Here is a 17,871-nt window from a genome sequence, read left to right as displayed (position 1 = left end):
CGCCATCCAGCAATACTCAAAATCGAGGAGACCTTCATGCAGCACGCAGTGCCAGCAAACGCCACCGGCTTGCCTATCTCTAGCAACATGCCGCCGATCGTCCATCGCCCCGAACATAGCCAGAATCAGCCCCGCAACCTTTGCGCCATGGTTATCGATGGCGAAGCCGTCTGGGTCGATATCAACCGCTATGACGAAACTGGGCGCGCCGTAATCATCGAACACGACGGACGGATTCGCCTGATGGACGTCGAACAGGAACACATCGGTTTTCGTCCGTTCGGCGCCAGAACGGCGCTCGGTCAGCGCTTTAAGTCGCCCCACGGCGGTATTGGCCGCAACAGCGTGATCGTCGTCGGTATGGTTATTGACGCTCCCATTCGCGGCGGCCGGTTGATTGATGGAGAATTGTCATGACCGGGCTTGAAAGTTACGTGAACGCACTCGAAACGGCCAGACAGACCTTTTTCGAGATGGACGATGCTCTGGGTCAGCTTTCATGCGCAATCGACGTGATTGAAGCTCTGACTGAGGGGCATATCGCTAGCAAGGCGACTAACCCGCTACATTACAATTACCGGCGATTGTGCGAGGCGCTAAGCGACGCATGGCCAGCAGTTGTGAAGGCTGCGCCGCCACTTCCGGACTTTGGCGATGACCTCTTCCACGAAGGGGCGACGGTATTCATGGGCGGCAAGTCCTACGTTCTCGGAAAGTACCATCCTGAAATCAAAGCGTGGGATTTGTGCCACGGCGGCGAGAACGAAATCACCCTGCGCGCAGATATCCTGCGCAGGAACATCACTGGCATCAGGTTTAAGGAAGCATCATGAGCCCTCAAGAACGCCTCGTACAGGCCATCAACGACGCCACGGCCCTTTCGCTGATTATCGGCGATCTGTTCGACAAGGACGACGTGAGGCAGGACTTTCTTGCCCGCCAGCTGGTTTCGGCCACTGAACGGATGAACCGCGCCCTTGCGGCCTGGCAGAAAGAGCTATCCGAGGACGGCGAGCCGGAACAGGTGGCGGCATGAGTAAGGCAGAGAAGCGAACACTGAAGGAAAACGTGAGGCCGCCGAAAAAGGAGCCCGCGTACCTGCAAGCGCTGGCAATCCGCGTGAAGGGGAAGGGGAGGAAGCCATGATTGATCTGCCGTCCTACTTCCTTGGCGTGGCCGTCGGCATGGCAGCCAGAACGATTGTCCGCGAATTATGGCGCTACTGTCGACGCTAACAAGATTGCTCGCATACCGGTGCGCTCTTCTAAAGCGCTAACCGTAATGGATGATGCAGGTTCGATTCCTGCGGCGGGCTCCATCCCTTGCCGTCCCGATGGCGGCAAGAAGGGAAGCGTGTAAGCGCTCCCATTCCCGGCGGCCTTACCAACCGTTCGGCAGACCAAAAGCACGAGGATTACGCGCTGTTTTCGGCCTTCGGGCCGGAGACAAAAAAGGACGGGGTACAGTTTCAGGCACCACCCCGAAACACCCCGTCCTCCGTACTAGCCAAGGACACGAGGAGACTAAAAGCCACCAGTCTTGGCGTTTCTTCCGGGTACCACCCCGACAACCGGCATATGGCCTTCACCACGCCATGTGTCAATCGCCACCAAAACGAGGAATGACTATGAAGAACGAACAAAAAAAGCAGACCATCCAAGACCTGATTGCCAAGATCATAGCGATTGGCCCTGTTGATGGATATCGAACGTATAAGGAATGGATGGGCGGAAAGCTGACGTTTACGGCTGAGCCGATTGAACCATTCAAGGTCGACGAAGACGGCAGCGTCTGTATGAAGACTGCTGAGATCGATTACGAAGCTATCAACAAGGGTGTTGGCGAACTCATGCAGTTCTTGGATTCGAGGATCGGTACGCTCCGGCGCGATGTTCTGGCTCTTTCGGCGAAGGTCGCGAAGTCTTCCTTCAAGGATGACGTGCACACCGAAGTGCCACTGTTCGATCCGCGCAAGCATGTTGGCGAAACATTCTCCAAAGCCTGCAAAAGCTGGACTGAAAGCATCGCAGAGGCGACAAGCCCGCGATCGGACTTGGCAAAAACTATCGAGCATCTGACGGTGCGTCTCGATCCAGAAGAGCTTTACGACGATCTGGTGAAAAGCCCGGAATTCAAGTCGGTAATTGTAGACGCGCTCTGTCGCGGTTCGCATACCGTTCATATCAAGCTGTAAAGAAATGCCCCGCCCGCCAGGTCGGGTTGGCGGGGCAATAACCTAGAGGAGAATAATATGGCCCCGCACAAATCCAAGAAAATCATTGGCGTCCCGGCAATACCTCGCAACCGATACCGTGTCCATGCCGACGGCGACACTGGAGTGTTATGTGGGGTTTATTTTTTAATTGATGATGCAGAAGTTACATACATAGGTCAAAGCAAGAATATCATAGCCAGAATCGGCCAGCATATGGCCGCAGGAAAGCGATTTACAGAATTTACTTATATTAAATGCGCACCTGAGAACCTAAATCTTTATGAGCGCCGCCTTGTTCTTCTCTATAAGCCTCGCGACAATATCTCCATGCTGATGGACGGTGAAGCGGGAACTGCGGAAATTGCTCGTCTTGCTGCAGATGTCCCAATCGTTCTGCAAGACACTAAACAGAAATCTAAGAAATTTATGGGCGTTAAGGAAGTAGCGCAGTACACAGGCCTATCTAAATCAACTCTCGACAAACTTCGCCATTTTGGAGGCGGTCCGCGTTATTTTAAGCTCGGCAGGGCAGTTAAATACGAGCAAACTGATATAGATGAATGGGTGGCATTGCGAGCTAGGACGTGCACTTGGGGTGAAGGAAGCCTCATGGAGATTCACGCCTAGCAGATTCCGCCCGATGGAAATCAGAAGCCCATCGCCGACCTTACTGGCGATGGGCAGGAATCAAAATTTCATGTCGCGCTCATGTCGCGTTCTGCCGCCTGAACGTAGTGCAACCTGTTACAAATCAATGCGTTATGTTGCATCGAATTTCAGGGCTATGCAACATGAAAATGAGGGAAAATGACAGCTAAGTCATTGATTTTAAAGTGGCTGGGGGACCTGGATTCGAACCAAGACTAACGGAGTCAGAGTCCGCTGTTCTACCCTTAAACTATCCCCCAGCAGGGATTTGCATACGCCTTCAACTTGGAGGCCCGCAAGCGCGACAGAAGCGTGTACTCGTTCGCGACGGCCCCCATCTAGCGAACTCAAACACCGAACGCAACACTTTTCTTTGAAAAAAATCAAAGCGATTTCAGTTATCCAGCGATTGCTTATTTCGAGTGTTCGGACCGTTGCGAAATGGCTTGCAGAGAAGTGTCCTTCCCAAGCAGCCACATAAAAAAGCCCGGCCAGCGGAGGAGCGGCCGGGCAATGGGCAGGCTGGCCGGGAGGGGGCCCGGCATGTGAAGGTGGCGCCTGCCAGATGTAGAGACTACCGGTTCAGCATATCCGGCGTGTTGCCTTGATCCGCAGACGTGCGTCTGCTAGTTCGCTTAGAACCTGGGTAGGATCCTCAATGCCTCGATAATGCACTGCCGTGTAGATATCCTCACGGCGCAGCCCGATATCGCGTAGCATGTGATCGTCAAAGTCGCTCAGGTTCAGCAATTGCCGTCGACCCTTGGAAAACGCCCAGCGACGCATGATCGACGTGAATACGGCTTTCACCATTTGCGTGAGCGTGGAGGTCGAGGCGCTCGTTGCCGGTAAATGCGTGGTCGTTATCTTGCTTGTCGCTGTCATGTCCGCTCTCCTTTGATTTAGCGGGGCTAGGTTATCCTCATCGTCAGGGTCATTCGCTTGCGCGGCTCCTTTTCCTTTACGATGGCGGCTTTATCCAACAATCGAATTGATTGTTCCAGCGAATGTTTTTAATGTCATTCTTCAATAATAGTGATGGATCACGCTAATGAGCACGCCTCTGGATCTCGATCAGTTGCAGACCTTCATAGCCATCGCGGACATGGGCAGTTTTACGCGTGCCGCGGACGCTGTTTTCAAGACGCAATCAGCCGTTTCGATGCAGATGCGCCGTCTGGAAGAGCGCATCGGCAAACCTTTGTTCGAACGCGACGGACGGACCAATCGTCTTACCGAAGAGGGGGAGCGGCTATTGCTCTATGCACGCCGCATGATGCAGCTCAATGGTGAAACCATCGCGGCCTTCGACGATACTCAACTGGAAGGCCACGTTCGCATCGGCACACCGGACGATTATGCCGATCGCTTTCTGCCGGAAATCATGGCGCGGTTTGCACGATCGAACCCGCGCGTCGAATTGTCGGTTGTGTGCGAACCCACCGTCAATCTGGACGAAATGATCCGTCGTGGAACGCTGGATATTGCCCTAGTCACCCAGTGCGATGACAAACGCCGGTCCGAGGTGGTTCGCACGGAGCCCTTGCTTTGGGTTACGTCCGCCAACCACGCGGTGCACGAAGAAGCCGTATTGCCGCTGGCTGTCGGGCGTCCAACCTGTATCTGGCGTCATGCCGCTATCGATGTGCTGGAAGCGGCCCGGCGTGATTATCGCATCATAATCACGAGTTGGTCTGCGACAGTGCTGGCGGCGGCAGTTCTTTCCGGGCTTGCGGTTTCGGTACTTCCGGAGTGCGCGCTCCGCCCGGGTATGCGTGTTCTTGGCGAAGCTGACGGGTTTGGAATGCTGCCGGAATTCGGCATCGGCATCATGCGCGGCCATACAAAACAAAACGCTGTCGTAGATGCACTTGCGCAGCACATCATTGAAAGTCTAGACAATATATCGTCACCGCAACCGGGCGCGATGGCTTCGGCTGAAATATCGCCGTTTCCTGCGGTCCGCACGAGGAGGGTGCGAGCCAACGAATTGCTGCCAGGCTGGTGACGAAGCAGTAAATCGCCGCATGGCTTCTTGACCAGCCATGCCACCTGGTTGCCTATGATGGGATGAGCATGGGTTCCGATTCGAGTTTTACCGGCGCATCGTCCAATGTCGCTGAATATAGCGTGTCCGAGATTTCCGGCGCGTTGAAGCGCACGGTCGAGGATGTGTTCGGGCATGTGCGCGTGCGCGGCGAAATTTCCGGCTATCGTGGTCCGCATTCGTCGGGCCATGCCTATTTCGCGTTGAAAGATGATCGGTCGCGTCTTGAGGCCGTGATCTGGCGCGGCTCGATGAGTCGGCTGCGCTTCCGTCCTGAAGAAGGAATGGAGGTCATCGCCACTGGCAAGCTCACGACCTATCCGGGTTCTTCAAAGTATCAGATTGTCATCGAACAGATGGAACCCGCCGGCGCGGGCGCCCTGATGGCGCTTCTGGAAGAACGCAAACGGCGGCTGGCTTCGGAAGGCCTTTTCGATCCCGCCGTCAAGCAACTCCTCCCTTTCATGCCTCGTGTGATCGGGGTGGTTACTTCTCCAACCGGGGCAGTCATTCGCGACGTTATTCACCGGATTGCAGACCGTTATCCGCTGCACGTCATCGTCTGGCCCGTGCGTGTGCAGGGCGAAACAAGCGGTCCGGAAGTGGCCACCGCAGTACATGGTTTCAATACTTTGCCGGAGGGCGGGGCAATTCCGCGGCCCGACGTGGTCATCGTGGCGCGCGGTGGCGGCAGTCTTGAGGACCTTTGGGGGTTTAACGACGAAATCGTCGTTCGGGCTGTTGCCGCATCGCACATACCCGTGATTTCGGCTGTCGGCCACGAAACCGACTGGACCTTGATCGATCTCGCAGCCGACATTCGCGCCCCCACGCCGACCGGTGCGGCGGAAATGGCCGTGCCGGTAAAGGCCGACCTGCTGGCGGCGCTGGCGGGGCAATCCGCACGGCTTTCCTCGGCTATTTCCCGTTTTATCGATCTGAAACGGCGAAGCCACCGTTCGGCGGCGCGCGCTCTCCCATCGGCTGACCAGTTGCTGGCTTTGCCGCGTCGGCGGTTCGATGAAGCGGCTTCGCGTCTCACCCGTGCTCTTTTCGTCAACACGCAGAAGAAGCGGGTACACTTTGAAGGGCATGTGCGACAGCTATCGCCGCGCCTTCTGCAACGTCGGTTTACGGAACTGGAACGCGGTATTTCCGTTCTCGGGCAAAGATTGCCTCGAGCCCTTGAGACATTCCTGAGGGAGCGCCGAACGACCTTTACACATCGGGCAAATCGTCTATCGGCAGAGCCGATACTGCGGCGCACGAAACTTGCAACCAATTCCATGGAACAGCTGGACCGCCGTCGTGACCAGGCGGTGCGAATTCTCATCGAAAGAGCCAAACGGCGCGGGCAGGAACTGGAGCGCCTCATGCGCACGCTTTCTTACGAAAGCGTGCTGGAGCGTGGTTTTGCGGTTGTCTTCGACGCAGAAGGGAAGCCGATAAAGCAGGCTGCAACCGTATCGGCGGGTGACGCCTTGTCGATACGGTTTCGCGATGGTGACGTGGCTGTCATTGCGGATGAGGGGGGCGGGAGCGAGCCCGCAAAGCCCGTTCAAACAAAGAAAGTTCAATCTCCCGGATCCGGTAATCAGGGATCGCTATTTTAGCAACAGTCGCTCGCTGTATTTTCCGCTTTGTGCCGGGTTTGTGCAGCCTTAAGGCTGACTTAAGCTTGAGCATCTTTTTCTCGCGCATCTGTCATTGCTAGAGATTCAGGATGTCGCGTAAAAAATCCCAGGACGACCTTACAAATGGCTTCGCGAAGGCTGCTTTCAGCCGTCGCGGCTTTCTCATAGGCGCCAGCGCCTTTGCATTGTCGGGCTGTGTCTCGACGGTGCCAGAGCCGTCTCAACCGGTTAAAAAACTGCCTCAACCTGCGCCGTCGCGACCGGTACCGCTGATGTACCAGGCGTTGCCTGACGAACAATTCCCGATCCCGGCCGTCGATACGAGCAAGGTCGATCCCAAATTCTGGCGGCAGGAGGTCGATTATCCAACCGATGAAGTGAAAGGCACTGTTATCGTCGATACGCCGAACAAGTATCTCTACCATGTTCTCGGTAATGGCCGGGCCATGCGCTATGGTATTGGGGTCGGGCGCGATGGTTTTGCCTGGGCGGGACGCGCAAAGATCGCTTACAAGCGCCAATGGCCGCGCTGGACGCCGCCGGATGAGATGGTCGCGCGTCAACCCGCCCTGGAGCCTTACAGCATCGCCAATGGCGGAATGCCTCCGGGGATCAAGAACCCGCTTGGCGCACGAGCGATGTACATTCACAAGGATGGGCGGGACACGCTTTATCGCATTCACGGATCACCGGAAGCCTGGAGCATCGGCAAGGCGGTATCGTCCGGGTGCATCCGTATGCTCAATCAGGATGTAATCGATCTTTACAACAATGTGCGCGATGGCAGCACAATCGTCGTGATACCGGATCCCAGCAAAGGCCAGCAGGTTGTGAGCTGAAAAAAAGGGCGCGAATAACGCGCCCTTTTTTAATGGATGTGGTCGAGGCCTACGCTCAGTAGGCATATTCCAGAAAGATTGGGTCGACCGACCCTGCCCATACACTGTTATATGCTTTCAGCATGCGCTCGGCGTCTGTGATGCCAGCCGCAACGATTTCCTCAAGCGGTGCGAGGAAATGCGTTTCGTCATGGCCATCGCTGTTGAGCTTGTTGCGGTTCAAAAGGCCGAGCCTGGAAATTTTCAGAGTTTCGCGTGCGACCTGTTCCAGCGGCTTGCCGCGGAAGGTTGTATTCAGTGCCTTGGCTGGAACTTCGTTGCGCAGCGCGAGAACTTCTTCGTAGGTCCAGTCCTTGGTCAGAAGCTCGGCCGCCGTCAAAGCTTCTTCGTCGTAGAGCAGGCCGACCCAGTAGGCGGGAAGTGCGCAGATGCGGCGCCAGGGGCCACCATCGGCTCCGCGCATCTCCAGGAAGCGCTTCAGGCGCACTTCCGGGAAAAGAGTGGAAAGGTGGTTGGTCCAGTCGCCCATGTTGGGTAGCGGGTCACTTACTTCGCCTTTCAGCGCTCCATTCATGAACTGCCGGAACGTGACATGCGTGCAGTCATGATAATGACCGTCGCGCAGGATGAAATACATCGGAACATCAAGCGCCCATTCGACATAGTCAGCAAAACCAAAATTTTCCGAAAAGACGAAAGGCAGAACGCCCGAACGCTGATTGTCGGTATCGCGCCAGATATTCGAACGCCAGGACAGCAGGCGGTTCGGCTTGCCTTCCGTGAATGGAGAACTGGCGAAAAGTGCTGTCGCCACAGATTGCAGCTTCATGGATACCTGCATCTTGCGGCGCATGTCCCGTTCGGAACTGAAATCCAGATTCACCTGAATGGTTGAAGTGCGGTACATCATGTCCAGACCTTCATGCCCCACTTTCGGCATGTAGTTGGTCATGATCTTGTAGCGCGATTTCGGCATGATGGGCGTTTCGGCCAAGGTCCATTTCGGGCTGCCGCCAACGCCAAGAAAGCGGATGCCGAGCGGCTCTGCAATTTCGCGAACCTGGGAAAGATGTGCATTCACCTCACGGCATGTCTGATGAATGGTGGAAAGTGGTGCCCCGGAAAGCTCAAATTGGCCACCGGGCTCAAGCGAAATCGCACCCTGTCCGGTTGGTTCTACCAGACCGATGATGTTGCCTTCATCGATGATGGGCTCCCAGCCAAGCTTGGCCTGCATGCCTTCGAGGATGGCTTTGATACCGCGCGGACCCTCATAGGGAACCGGACTGTTGTCGGCTGTATAGAATGGAAATTTTTCATGCTCGGTGCCGATGCGCCAGGCGTCTTTGGGCTTGCATCCGCCAGCCAGATAACCTGCCAGTTGTTCAACGCCCGTCAGTGCCGTTTCGTCCGTCGTATCGCGCGCCATGCAGTCTGTCCCTAGTCGATTTTTCGCGTTTCAGCGTGATTGGACAAATTTGTCAAATCACGCAAGTCAATTCCATTGAACATCGGGTTTCGAGAATGTCATCCTGCATTGCGCCAGTCTCCGAGCACGGATTGCACCAAAGCCATGGCTGCGACGGCAGCGGTATCGGCGCGCAGGATTCGTGGGCCGAGGGGAATAGCCGTCACGTATGGGAGCCTTCGGAGTGTCTGGCGCTCGTCTTCGGAAAAACCACCTTCCGGACCGATCAGCAATGCGGCAGGGCCGGGCTTCATGGCTTGCAAGATGGTCAGCGGATCGTCCGATTCGTGTCCTTCATCGCAGAAGATCAGGTGACGGGTTTCGTCCCACTGCTCGATGAATCGGTCAAAGCGAATGGTTTCGCGGCATGCCGGCAAGGAAAGAACGCCGCACTGTTCCGCGGCTTCTATCGCATTGACCCTGATACGGTCGGTTCCGAGTTTCGGTACCTGAGTGTGCTGTGTAATGACCGGTTGCAGAACGCCCGCACCCATCTCCACTGCTTTTTGCACCATATAATCCAGCCGTCCCTGTTTCAGCGGGGCGAAGCAATAGATCAGGTCACTTGCTGGGGGCTGCGGACGCGTTTGATCGAAAGGTTCGAGAAAAAGCCGCTTTTTACCTTCCGGCCTCAGTCGTGATTTCCATTCACCGTCACGTCCGTTGAAGGCGAGGATTTCATCCCCCTCCTTCAATCGCAGGACATGGGTAAGATAATGTGCGGCCTGCGAGGCAACCTCGATCTGGCTGCCAGATTGGAGGTCGTTTTCGACGTACAGTCTCTGCATTTTGTAATTTGCGCGCATGTCAGCATCGATGGCAGAGGGCAGGGGCGGCGGTCAAGCGCTTTGGCGACGCATGTCGAGGCAATCGATGAGCATTCCTACACAAACAATTGATGGGAAATATCAGGGAAGTTGCATTTAACTAGATTGTATCCATATAGGTATGAAGCTATCTATTTGAATGGAATTGATGTGATGAAACAAGCGTGGGTCGAATTCGCGCCGCTTCTTGCCAGTACTGCCAGAGGATGGCGGAAAGCTTTCGATGCGGCGATGGCGGAACATGGTCTTTCCGACGCGAAAGCCATACCGCTGATGACCCTCTTGCGGCATGGAGATCGTATTCCTCAAGGTGTACTGGCCGAAAGGGTCGGTATTGAGGGCGCCACGATTGTCCGGGTCGTCGATGAGCTGGAAAAGGATGGCCTGATCCAGCGGATTGCCGATGATGCCGATCGTCGCGTCAAGCTCATCCAACTGACAGGGGATGGCCGCGCTCTTGCCGCCAAGGTGGAAAAGTCTGCTGCCCGTCTTCGCGCTCTTTTCCTCGGCGATTTCGACTCCGATGCGGTCGATGTCGCCATGGAAGTCTTGCGCAAGCTGAATGAGAAATTTCAAACATAGTCTTTCTGATCGGCCGTCTGACCGGAAAGACGCAGTGCGTTCAACCGGTGCCCCCACAAGCCATGACGAAACCAGCCGAAACAAACCCCAAATTTTGGGATGTAGTCTTTTCATTGAAGACTTTCGCTGCGGGCATGCTTGCGCTGTGGATCGGTTTGGTGGCCAATCTGCCCAATCCTTACTGGTCCATTGCGGCGGTCTATATCGTGGCGCATCCCTTGTCTGGGGCCACCACGTCCAAGGGGTTCTATCGCCTCATCGGTACGATTATTGGCGGCGCGGTGACCATTCTGTTCGTGCCGCATCTCGTCAATTCGCCTGAAATTCTGACATTGGCCATCGGCCTCTGGATGGGGCTTTGCCTTGCAATCAGCCTGCTTGACGGCACACCGCGCAGCTATCTGTTCATGCTTGCCGGTTATACGGTGGCAATCGCCAGCTTTGCCGTTGTTTCCGTGCCGGAAACCACCTTCGACTACGCCGTGGGACGAGTGGAGGAAATCGCGATCGGCATCATTTGTGCCGCTGTCGTCAATCGTCTCGTTTTTCCGCGCCATAGCGGTCCGGTGCTCGTCAGTCGTATCGATAACTGGCTGCGGGATGGTTCAAAGCTCGCGCTCGCGAGCTTGCGGGGGGAAGGCGCGACGCCCGAATTCCTTCGGGATCGGCAGCGTTTGGCGGCCGATGCGCTGGAGCTGCGCAATCTGACCACGCATGTTGCCTATGACACCTCGTCGATCAGGAATGTCGGTGCGCTGCTTCATGTGTTGCAGCAGCGCATGGTGGCGGTTCTTCCGATCATATCAAGCCTGCACGACGTGCTGGCGCTGAAGCCCGGTGAAAACGAGAAGCTCTGGCATCCGGCGGTGCAAAAGCTCCTGGACGAAGCTTGCGACTGGATAGAAAGCGGCGAGAACCTGACGGAGGAACGCCGCGCCGTCCTGTTACGGCTGATCGAAGACATTGACCGGCACGGGAAAGATGCGACAAGCTGGGGCGAATTGCTGCCTTTCAACGTGGCTGCGCGCGTTCGCGATCTGGTCCAGATATGGAGCGATTGTATCACACTGCGTCAGGATATCCTGTCGGGTTCGCGGCATTCGCTACGGTGGCGCCGTTATGACGCCCATCTGAAAGCTCGCCCCATGCATCGCGACTACGGCATGGCGCTTCTGTCAGGCTTTTCGGCTTTTCTGGCCACCTGCGTGGCAACCGCTTTCTGGATCGCCAGCGGCTGGTCCCAAGGCAGCGCCGCAGCCATGATGGCGGGCATCTTCTGCTGCATCTTCGCAACGATGGACGATCCTGTGCCAGTCATGCGCAAGTTCAACTGGCTGCTTCTGATCGTCATTGCGGCTGCTTTCATTTTTGAATTCGCGCTTCTGCCGCTTGTGGACGGCTTCTTCCCGCTGGTTCTGGTGCTGGGGCTTTTCCTCATTCCGGCAGGCCTGCTGCTTGCCATTCCGTCGCAATTTTTGCTGGGAATGGTTCTTTGCGTAAATCTGCCGAACATGCTCATGCTGCAGGGCCATCTGACCCACGATTTTGTGAGTTTTGCCAACGCCAATCTGGCCACGGTTCTGGGGATCGTGATCGCCGCGGCGGTAACTTCGATTGTACGATCGGTGGGGGCGGAATGGAGCGTTCGCCGCCTGATCAAGGCGGGCTGGAACGACATCGCGCTTGCCGCCGAACGCCGCCCGGGACGACATCGCCGCCAGCGCATGAACCGCCTGCTGCTCCGCATGATCGACCGCATCGGCATGATGACACCTCGCCTGGCGCTGGTTGCGGCGGCTGATGTCGCGAAGGTCGATTTGCTGCGCGACCTGCGAAACGGCATGAACACGATCGATCTTCAGCAATATCGTTCCAAGCTGCCCGAAAACTGCCGGGCGGCTGTTGATGCGGTGCTGGACGGTGTCGGTGCGCATTACAGAGCCTTGGCCAGCAAGCCGCAGGAGGCTGATGAGATCGACAGAAATCTGCTCGTCTCCATCGACGAAGCGATCACGACCATCATCGAAAGCGGATCGCCGGCAAATGCCAAGCGCACAAGAATGGCGCTGGTCGCCCTGCGCTTCAACCTTTTCCCGAAAGCGCCGCCTTTTGCCTTGCCGCCGCGTCCGCTGATGGAACTTCCGCAAGCAGCCTAGAACAACAATGTGATTTGTGATGCAACCTGAACTCGACATTTACGGAATTTACATTCCGACCCTCGGCGTGCTGGCGCTCGGAGCCTATTTCGCAAACACGATTATGCAACGCCTTCTGGCGCGCGCCCGCTTCTACCGTTTCGTATGGCACCGGCCCCTGTTCGATGCTGCCATGTATTTTTGCATTCTCGGCTCAGCAGCCGTCATTCTCAATGGACCGCTATGAAAAAGCTCTTTGCACATTCAGGCCGTGTGTTTGTAACCCTCGTCATGGTCACGATGGCGGGGCTTCTTGGCTGGCATTTGTGGGACTATTACATGAACGCGCCTTGGACGCGCGACGGCAAGATTCGTGCGGATGTTGTGCGTGTTGCGCCGGATGTTTCTGGACTGGTTGGCGAAGTGCTCGTTCATGATAATGAAGCGGTCCACCGTGGCGATGTGATCTTCCGCATCGATCAGGCCCGTTACAAGCTCGCCCTGCAAACGGCGGAAGCCAAGATCGATAGCAGCAAGGCGGCGCTCGACATGGCCAACCGCGATCTGGTTCGCTATCGCCAGCTTAACGATACGACCGTGACGCGTCAGAAACTGGAACAGATTGAAACGACGGCTCAGCAGGCAGAAGCTGCCTATCGGCAGGCGCAGCTGGATCGCGATCTTGCAGCGCTCAATCTGGACCGTTCATCGGTGAAAGCGCCCGTAAACGGCGTGGTGACCAACTTCTCGCTTCAACCGGGTGACTATGTTTCCGCAGGTTCGGCTGTGACGGCTCTCGTTGACACGGATTCCTACTACGTCTCCGGTTATTTTGAGGAAAACAAGCTCGAACGTATCCAGGTAGGCGATCCGGTGGTGATCGATATCATGGGCAGCAAGGTTCAGCTCAAGGGGAAGGTCGAAGGTATTGCGGGAGGTATCGAGGATCGCGAGCGCAGCGACTCATCCAGCCTGCTGGCGAATGTTTCGCCAACATTCAACTGGGTCCGGCTGGCGCAACGCGTTCCGGTGCGTGTGAAGCTTGAAGACGTGCCTGATGGTGTACACCTTGTTGCGGGCCGGACAGTCAGCGTGTCGATAGTGAACTGATCGATGACCCCGCTGTTGTCCGGGTCATTTCCATGTTACCGAATGTGAAAGTCGGTGGGGGATTCTCATGGGTGTACTGGTCGTTCAAAACTACCAAGGCTCCGGGTTGGGGCAGATTGAACCCATACTGACAGATGCGGGTTTTTCCATCGATCTGCGTCATCCCTACGATGGGGATGCGCTACCGGCGGCCGACGATGGATATCGGGCCCTGATCGTTCTGGGTGGCGAACAGAATGCGCTCGCCGATGACGAATGTCCTTATTTCCCGCATTTGCTTGAACTGATACGCAAGTTTGGCCGCAGCGATAAGGCCGTTCTCGGCATTTGTCTGGGCAGCCAGCTCATAGCTCGCGCATATGGCGGCGAGAACATTCTGGATCGACCCATGGAGTTCGGCTGGCGGGAGGTTCAGCTCACGGAAGAGGGTAAAAGCGATCCAGTCCTGTCCGCGGCGGGTGAGGCCTTTCCAATCTTTCACTGGCACCGCGACACGTTTTCGCTTCCCGGGAATGCCATCCACATGGCCACCAGCGATATGACACCTCATCAGGCCTATCGCATCGGGCGTGCGGTCTACGGTACGCAGTTCCATTTCGAGGCAGACACAAAGCTTGTGGCAGAGTGGAACGATCAGCTTGGCGGCTTGATATCAGGCTTCGCACCTCAGTGGACTGAGCAGTACCCAGTCCTTGCAGAGACATTGGGGATAAAGGCAGATGCTGCAGGCGCTGTATTAGCAAAAGCTTGGGTTAGCCAAATCTAGACGCATCGTAACTGCCTTTTAACCTTAAGTCGCAGTTTTGCGTTGCCGCTTTGCCACACCGTTCAGCCAAACAGTGCTTCCCCGAAAAAAGCGGTGATCCGGCTGGAACCGTTCAGTTGCGGGTAACTTTTTTCGGGTGTAACTGAACGCCGTCTCCCCGGGCAGCGACCGAATGGGCAAGGCTGATCGCCATGCTCGCAAGTGGCGGCTCGTCTAACGAACTTTGTCCGGCCCCGTCGAAAGAGTTTCCGAATATGACCGCCAAGCATGCCGCTCTTCTCACCGTTCTGATGGTTTCCGCGATTGTGTTCATGGCAGTCGGCATATTCACCGTCGACGCAGGCGACAATGCTATGTCGACCGACGGGTACGGCATTTCGAGCGCGCACTAGATCGCGTTTCGATCTGATTGGATCAGGTCGGCGTTTTATCTCTTTTTGACGCGCGTCTTTTCCGAAAGCCGTTTCACAGTTTTCGGGATGCGCCCTAAGTGCATTATCTCGCTTCGATAAAACGCTTTTCCGCGCCATCGATCACGATGGCCGAAAGCTGTCCGCTTTTCCACGCATAGGTGTCGAGATTGACCCTGTTGGGTTGAATGTCGATGGCGCTTTGTGGGGTATGTCCGTGGACGACGACTTTTTCGAATGGTTCAGTCCATTTCAGGAAGGCTGTGCGAATCCAGATCAGCTCTTCGGGATCTTGTGCATCGAGCGGCACAGCGGGATTGATGCCGGCGTGGCAGAAGAAGAAATCGCCAAAACCGACCGAGCGGGGCATGGTGCGGATGAAATCTATATGACTTTGCGGAACGGCTTTGACGAGCGCGGCATGACCATGGCGGGCTGAAACCGCATCGTTAAAATCAATTTCCACACCGTAGGACCGAGCGGTGTCAATGCCGCCATGCAGCGCGAATATCCCGGCGATGTCCCCCGTTGCCAGATAAGTGAGAAAACCGTCGTCGTGATTGCCAAGCAGCGAAATCACGCGCTCGTCCCGTTCCGACGCATCGATCAGGAAATCCAGCACCTCCTTCGATTTCGGACCGCGATCGATATAGTCACCCAGATGAATGATGCGCCAGTCGTGAACGGGCCGGCGATCAAGGTCGGCACGGATCAGCCCATGCATATCCAGAAGCAAGTCCAGGCGGCCATGTATGTCGCCAATTGCATAAAGGCGGATACCGTCAGGCCCTTTCGCATCTTTGAAAACAACACTCATTCGCCGTTATCATCCTTCACGTCTTTGGCTGTCTTCACGCCGGCCCGCTGCCGGTAGCGCAGGCGCGAGACACGTTCGCGTTCTTCGTGAAGCTCGCGATCATGTGTCGCCTGCTCCACGAAACGGATGTGTTTTTGAACCGCTTCCCGGGCCGCTTGCGGATTGCCGGCCATCACTGCATCGTAAATGGCGCGATGCTGCGACAAAAACATGTCGGCGACGCCGGGATAGCTGTAGATAAGGCTGCGATTGTAAAAAACGCCATCCTTCAGCAGTTGATAGCATGACCGCAAGGTGTGCAGGAGAACGATGTTATGAGCGGCTTCGCCAATGGCATTGTGCAGTTCAACGTCTAGGCGCGCTTCCGTGTCGAAATCACTAGCGCCATGAGCCTTTTCCATGGCTTCCATGATTTCGGTCAAAAGCGCCTTGTCTGCCGGTGTGGCTCGAAGCGCGGCATATTCGGCGGCAATGCTTTCGATTTCGCGACGATATTCGAGATAGTCCGCTGTCGCCTTGCGGTGATCGGCAAACAGCTTCACGACAGGCGCGCTGAATACCTGCCCGATCACATCAGCAACGAACGTACCTCCTCCATGGCGGGAAATCAGAAGTTCTGCGGTCTCAAGTCTCTTTAGAGCGTCGCGCAGGATTGGGCGCGAAATATCGAACTGGCGCGCCAGCTCGCGTTCACCGGGAAGCCGGTCGCCGCCACGCAGAACGCCTTCGAGGATAAGCGTTTCGATCTGGTGCACAACATCATCTGCTGTGCGGCTTGCCTGTATGCGTGAAAAAACCGTTTCCGCCATGCCCTCTGAAGCCTCTCTGTAACGGCGGCAAAGTAGCCGTTAGCCCCATATCCGGCAACGGAATATATTGGAATTGAAAGCCCGGTTCATAAGACAACCGGGCTTTCGTGCTTTGTCATCGAAAAATGATCAGGCTTTATTGCGCTTGCGTGTTGCTACGAGGACGAAAAGTCCTGCGACCACGCCATACATCGCCCATTTGAATGGAAGTGCGTCTGCGGTCTCGCTACGGATGGGCAGTACGGTCACGGTGCCGGGACGGCTTTCCACACCGGGTTTGCCTTCGGCTTTAGCCTGTTCGATCTGCTGAGGGGAAACGACCCATTCGGCGCCACGCGATTTGTCATAAAACATGAAGCCGCAGCCAACGATCCCGGCGACGATAATTGCAAGAATGAAGCGTACAGGTGTGTTCATCATTTTTCCCAGAAAATCAGGATAGCAGGAGGAGGGCATCCGATTCGCTTGAATAACGGAGTGCGGAGGGAGCTAAGTCTTTTGAATCAAAAGCTTAGTCAGCTTTATATGCTGGCACGCTGATATAAAGCACGTGGCTTATTAACCGACGAATGAAAGCTGGTCTATTTTTTTGCTGCTTCGTGGTGGGATGTCCCGCTCTCCCAATAGGGAACGGGGCCATAAAGATCGGCAAGGTAGTCGATGAACAGCCGGACCTTTGCTGGAAGAAACTGTTTCGATGGATAGACGGCATGAATTGCTACGTTGCGAGAAGCGGCATAGTCGGGCAGAACCTGTACCAGCTTTCCGGCCGCAAGTTCTGGCCCGATGTCCCAGGTTGAGCGCTGCGCGATACCAAGGCCCGCGAGCACTGCCTCCCTTACCATTTCGCTGGAATTGGTCTGCAAGGGCCCGACCGGACGGATGACGATCGGCCCTTTGGGGCCTTCCAGCCGCCAGGGGTCGTTGTTGTGCGGGGCAAGGCAGATGTGGTCTTGCAGGTCCTCAATCGTCTGTGGCGTGCCGCGTTCTGCGATATAGCCGGGCGATGCAACGAGAATGCGGCGCACGGGCGCTAGGCGACGTGCGACGAGTGTTGAATCGGAAAGTTCCGCGATCCGGATAGCAAGATCGTAACCATCCCCCACAATGTCCACCATTTCGTCGGTGAGCTGCATATTGACGGTGAGATCGGCATTGGCGCGCATGAAGGGCACGAGATAAGGCGCAATATGCATGCGACCGAAAGTCGTCGGGGCCGAAATTTTCAATGTACCCCGTGCGTCGGCGGAACGGCGGGCGACAAAGGCTTCCGCTTCCTCGATGTTGGAGAGAATGGCGAGAACGCGCTCATGATAGCCCTGACCGGCCTCGGTAAGTGCGATCTGGCGCGTCGTACGTTGAAGCAGGCGGGTTCCGAGCCGCTCTTCCAGACGTCCGAGGCGTTTTGAAACCACCGCTGGGGAAAGGCCCAGATCACGAGCGGCGGCTGACATGCTGCCCGTTGCCACGACGCGGGCAAAGATTTCCATATCTGCCAGACTGCTCATCATGCTCTGCTATCCCACTTCCTGCTGCATTTGCTAAAGCTTTGGGTTTTAAAAGC

The 17,871-nt window shown here is 56.1% G+C and carries 21 protein-coding genes and 1 tRNA gene; 14 read left to right on the top strand and 8 right to left on the bottom strand.

Annotated elements, in window-relative coordinates; genetic code table 11:
* The first annotated feature begins 36 nt into the window (after positions 1–36).
* The 5 genes from ABWW28_RS01840 (at position 37) to ABWW28_RS01820 (ending at position 2,842) form a co-directional block, all read left to right on the top strand.
* Positions 37–417: a hypothetical protein gene (locus ABWW28_RS01840; RefSeq protein ID WP_353390119.1), complete on the top strand. Its 381-nt coding sequence runs from the start codon at positions 37–39 to the stop codon at positions 415–417.
* Positions 414–833, top strand: coding sequence for a hypothetical protein (locus tag ABWW28_RS01835; RefSeq protein ID WP_353390116.1), 420 nt, complete (start codon positions 414–416; stop codon positions 831–833). Before ABWW28_RS01840 ends, ABWW28_RS01835 begins: the two co-directional genes overlap by 4 nt.
* Positions 830–1,036, top strand: a complete 207-nt coding sequence (locus ABWW28_RS01830) for a hypothetical protein (protein ID WP_100650057.1) — start codon at positions 830–832, stop codon at positions 1,034–1,036. Before ABWW28_RS01835 ends, ABWW28_RS01830 begins: the two co-directional genes overlap by 4 nt.
* A gap of 591 nt (positions 1,037–1,627) precedes the next feature.
* Positions 1,628–2,194, top strand: a complete 567-nt coding sequence (locus ABWW28_RS01825) for a hypothetical protein (protein ID WP_353390113.1) — start codon at positions 1,628–1,630, stop codon at positions 2,192–2,194.
* A 57-nt stretch (positions 2,195–2,251) separates the two neighbouring features.
* Positions 2,252–2,842: a helix-turn-helix domain-containing protein gene (locus ABWW28_RS01820; RefSeq protein ID WP_353390110.1), complete on the top strand. Its 591-nt coding sequence runs from the start codon at positions 2,252–2,254 to the stop codon at positions 2,840–2,842.
* Between the two features lie 207 nt (positions 2,843–3,049).
* On the opposite strand, the gene ABWW28_RS01815 is transcribed toward ABWW28_RS01820, so the two are convergent.
* Both ABWW28_RS01815 and ABWW28_RS01810 read right to left on the bottom strand, forming a co-directional pair.
* A tRNA-Gln gene (locus tag ABWW28_RS01815) sits at positions 3,050–3,123 on the bottom strand.
* 322 nt (positions 3,124–3,445) lie between these two features.
* Positions 3,446–3,748 (bottom strand): DUF1127 domain-containing protein, encoded by a 303-nt coding sequence (locus ABWW28_RS01810; RefSeq protein WP_006468462.1) that lies wholly within the window; start codon positions 3,746–3,748, stop codon positions 3,446–3,448.
* A gap of 166 nt (positions 3,749–3,914) precedes the next feature.
* Between ABWW28_RS01810 and ABWW28_RS01805 the strand changes: the two genes are divergently transcribed.
* The 3 genes from ABWW28_RS01805 to ABWW28_RS01795 all read left to right on the top strand — a co-directional run bounded on the left by ABWW28_RS01805 (position 3,915) and on the right by ABWW28_RS01795 (position 7,383).
* Positions 3,915–4,871: a LysR substrate-binding domain-containing protein gene (locus ABWW28_RS01805; protein ID WP_006468463.1), complete on the top strand. Its 957-nt coding sequence runs from the start codon at positions 3,915–3,917 to the stop codon at positions 4,869–4,871.
* 68 nt (positions 4,872–4,939) lie between these two features.
* Positions 4,940–6,523 (top strand): exodeoxyribonuclease VII large subunit, encoded by a 1,584-nt coding sequence (xseA, locus tag ABWW28_RS01800; RefSeq protein ID WP_025092081.1) that lies wholly within the window; start codon positions 4,940–4,942, stop codon positions 6,521–6,523.
* Between the two features lie 110 nt (positions 6,524–6,633).
* Positions 6,634–7,383, top strand: a complete 750-nt coding sequence (locus ABWW28_RS01795) for a L,D-transpeptidase (RefSeq protein WP_006468465.1) — start codon at positions 6,634–6,636, stop codon at positions 7,381–7,383.
* A gap of 55 nt (positions 7,384–7,438) precedes the next feature.
* Here ABWW28_RS01795 and ABWW28_RS01790 read toward each other — a convergent pair whose 3' ends face one another.
* Positions 7,439–8,812: a glutamate--cysteine ligase gene (locus tag ABWW28_RS01790; RefSeq protein ID WP_006468466.1), complete on the bottom strand. Its 1,374-nt coding sequence runs from the start codon at positions 8,810–8,812 to the stop codon at positions 7,439–7,441.
* Positions 8,813–8,910: 98 nt separating this feature from the next.
* A complete protein-coding gene (locus ABWW28_RS01785; RefSeq protein WP_006468467.1) occupies positions 8,911–9,657 on the bottom strand; it encodes a 16S rRNA (uracil(1498)-N(3))-methyltransferase in 747 nt (248 codons plus the stop codon).
* A 174-nt stretch (positions 9,658–9,831) separates the two neighbouring features.
* Here ABWW28_RS01785 and ABWW28_RS01780 point away from each other — a divergent pair, with 174 nt between their 5' ends.
* The 6 genes from ABWW28_RS01780 (at position 9,832) to ABWW28_RS01755 (ending at position 14,663) form a co-directional block, all read left to right on the top strand.
* A complete protein-coding gene (locus ABWW28_RS01780; RefSeq protein ID WP_006472490.1) occupies positions 9,832–10,260 on the top strand; it encodes a MarR family winged helix-turn-helix transcriptional regulator in 429 nt (142 codons plus the stop codon).
* A gap of 62 nt (positions 10,261–10,322) precedes the next feature.
* Positions 10,323–12,416 (top strand): FUSC family protein, encoded by a 2,094-nt coding sequence (locus ABWW28_RS01775; RefSeq protein ID WP_176587965.1) that lies wholly within the window; start codon positions 10,323–10,325, stop codon positions 12,414–12,416.
* 19 nt (positions 12,417–12,435) lie between these two features.
* Entirely contained in the window at positions 12,436–12,642 is a 207-nt protein-coding gene (locus ABWW28_RS01770; protein ID WP_006472491.1) for a DUF1656 domain-containing protein, read from the top strand.
* Complete coding sequence (locus ABWW28_RS01765) at positions 12,639–13,505, top strand: efflux RND transporter periplasmic adaptor subunit (RefSeq protein ID WP_006468471.1); 867 nt, start codon at positions 12,639–12,641, stop codon at positions 13,503–13,505. The genes ABWW28_RS01770 and ABWW28_RS01765 overlap by 4 nt, the downstream gene beginning before the upstream one ends.
* A gap of 67 nt (positions 13,506–13,572) precedes the next feature.
* On the top strand, positions 13,573–14,271 hold the full coding sequence (locus ABWW28_RS01760) for a type 1 glutamine amidotransferase (RefSeq protein ID WP_006468472.1): 699 nt from the start codon (positions 13,573–13,575) through the stop codon (positions 14,269–14,271).
* Between the two features lie 254 nt (positions 14,272–14,525).
* Entirely contained in the window at positions 14,526–14,663 is a 138-nt protein-coding gene (locus ABWW28_RS01755) for a hypothetical protein (protein WP_006472492.1), read from the top strand.
* Positions 14,664–14,766: 103 nt separating this feature from the next.
* On the opposite strand, the gene ABWW28_RS01750 is transcribed toward ABWW28_RS01755, so the two are convergent.
* The 4 genes from ABWW28_RS01750 to ABWW28_RS01735 form a co-directional block, all read right to left on the bottom strand.
* On the bottom strand, positions 14,767–15,498 hold the full coding sequence (locus ABWW28_RS01750) for a metallophosphoesterase (protein ID WP_063882516.1): 732 nt from the start codon (positions 15,496–15,498) through the stop codon (positions 14,767–14,769).
* Complete coding sequence (locus ABWW28_RS01745) at positions 15,495–16,307, bottom strand: FCD domain-containing protein (RefSeq protein ID WP_006468475.1); 813 nt, start codon at positions 16,305–16,307, stop codon at positions 15,495–15,497. The genes ABWW28_RS01750 and ABWW28_RS01745 overlap by 4 nt, the downstream gene beginning before the upstream one ends.
* A 129-nt stretch (positions 16,308–16,436) precedes the next feature.
* A complete protein-coding gene (locus ABWW28_RS01740; RefSeq protein WP_176587964.1) occupies positions 16,437–16,724 on the bottom strand; it encodes a hypothetical protein in 288 nt (95 codons plus the stop codon).
* Positions 16,725–16,888: 164 nt separating this feature from the next.
* Positions 16,889–17,818, bottom strand: a complete 930-nt coding sequence (locus ABWW28_RS01735; RefSeq protein ID WP_006468477.1) for a LysR family transcriptional regulator — start codon at positions 17,816–17,818, stop codon at positions 16,889–16,891.
* Between the last annotated feature and the right edge of the window lie 53 nt (positions 17,819–17,871).

Source organism: Brucella sp. NBRC 14130 (assembly GCF_040371715.1).
GTDB lineage: Bacteria > Pseudomonadota > Alphaproteobacteria > Rhizobiales > Rhizobiaceae > Brucella > Brucella intermedia.
Note: the sequence above shows the minus strand (reverse complement) of the source record. Positions and strands in the feature narration are given on the sequence as shown.

Bases quoted from the DNA above. Each gene is read 5' to 3' on its own strand.
- ABWW28_RS01835 (WP_353390116.1), top strand. From the start codon at position 414: ATGACCGGGCTTGAAAGTTACGTGAACGCACTCGAAACGGCCAGACAG.
- ABWW28_RS01740 (WP_176587964.1), bottom strand. From the start codon at position 16,724: ATGAACACACCTGTACGCTTCATTCTTGCAATTATCGTCGCCGGGATC.
- ABWW28_RS01750 (WP_063882516.1), bottom strand. From the start codon at position 15,498: ATGAGTGTTGTTTTCAAAGATGCGAAAGGGCCTGACGGTATCCGCCTT.
- xseA (WP_025092081.1), top strand. From the start codon at position 4,940: ATGGGTTCCGATTCGAGTTTTACCGGCGCATCGTCCAATGTCGCTGAA.
- ABWW28_RS01805 (WP_006468463.1), top strand. From the start codon at position 3,915: ATGAGCACGCCTCTGGATCTCGATCAGTTGCAGACCTTCATAGCCATC.
- ABWW28_RS01775 (WP_176587965.1), top strand. From the start codon at position 10,323: ATGACGAAACCAGCCGAAACAAACCCCAAATTTTGGGATGTAGTCTTT.
- ABWW28_RS01785 (WP_006468467.1), bottom strand. From the start codon at position 9,657: ATGCGCGCAAATTACAAAATGCAGAGACTGTACGTCGAAAACGACCTC.
- ABWW28_RS01810 (WP_006468462.1), bottom strand. From the start codon at position 3,748: ATGACAGCGACAAGCAAGATAACGACCACGCATTTACCGGCAACGAGC.
- ABWW28_RS01760 (WP_006468472.1), top strand. From the start codon at position 13,573: ATGGGTGTACTGGTCGTTCAAAACTACCAAGGCTCCGGGTTGGGGCAG.
- ABWW28_RS01820 (WP_353390110.1), top strand. From the start codon at position 2,252: ATGGCCCCGCACAAATCCAAGAAAATCATTGGCGTCCCGGCAATACCT.
- ABWW28_RS01825 (WP_353390113.1), top strand. From the start codon at position 1,628: ATGAAGAACGAACAAAAAAAGCAGACCATCCAAGACCTGATTGCCAAG.
- ABWW28_RS01735 (WP_006468477.1), bottom strand. From the start codon at position 17,818: ATGATGAGCAGTCTGGCAGATATGGAAATCTTTGCCCGCGTCGTGGCA.
- ABWW28_RS01830 (WP_100650057.1), top strand. From the start codon at position 830: ATGAGCCCTCAAGAACGCCTCGTACAGGCCATCAACGACGCCACGGCC.
- ABWW28_RS01755 (WP_006472492.1), top strand. From the start codon at position 14,526: ATGACCGCCAAGCATGCCGCTCTTCTCACCGTTCTGATGGTTTCCGCG.
- ABWW28_RS01790 (WP_006468466.1), bottom strand. From the start codon at position 8,812: ATGGCGCGCGATACGACGGACGAAACGGCACTGACGGGCGTTGAACAA.
- ABWW28_RS01745 (WP_006468475.1), bottom strand. From the start codon at position 16,307: ATGGCGGAAACGGTTTTTTCACGCATACAGGCAAGCCGCACAGCAGAT.
- ABWW28_RS01770 (WP_006472491.1), top strand. From the start codon at position 12,436: ATGCAACCTGAACTCGACATTTACGGAATTTACATTCCGACCCTCGGC.
- ABWW28_RS01795 (WP_006468465.1), top strand. From the start codon at position 6,634: ATGTCGCGTAAAAAATCCCAGGACGACCTTACAAATGGCTTCGCGAAG.
- ABWW28_RS01840 (WP_353390119.1), top strand. From the start codon at position 37: ATGCAGCACGCAGTGCCAGCAAACGCCACCGGCTTGCCTATCTCTAGC.
- ABWW28_RS01765 (WP_006468471.1), top strand. From the start codon at position 12,639: ATGAAAAAGCTCTTTGCACATTCAGGCCGTGTGTTTGTAACCCTCGTC.
- ABWW28_RS01780 (WP_006472490.1), top strand. From the start codon at position 9,832: ATGAAACAAGCGTGGGTCGAATTCGCGCCGCTTCTTGCCAGTACTGCC.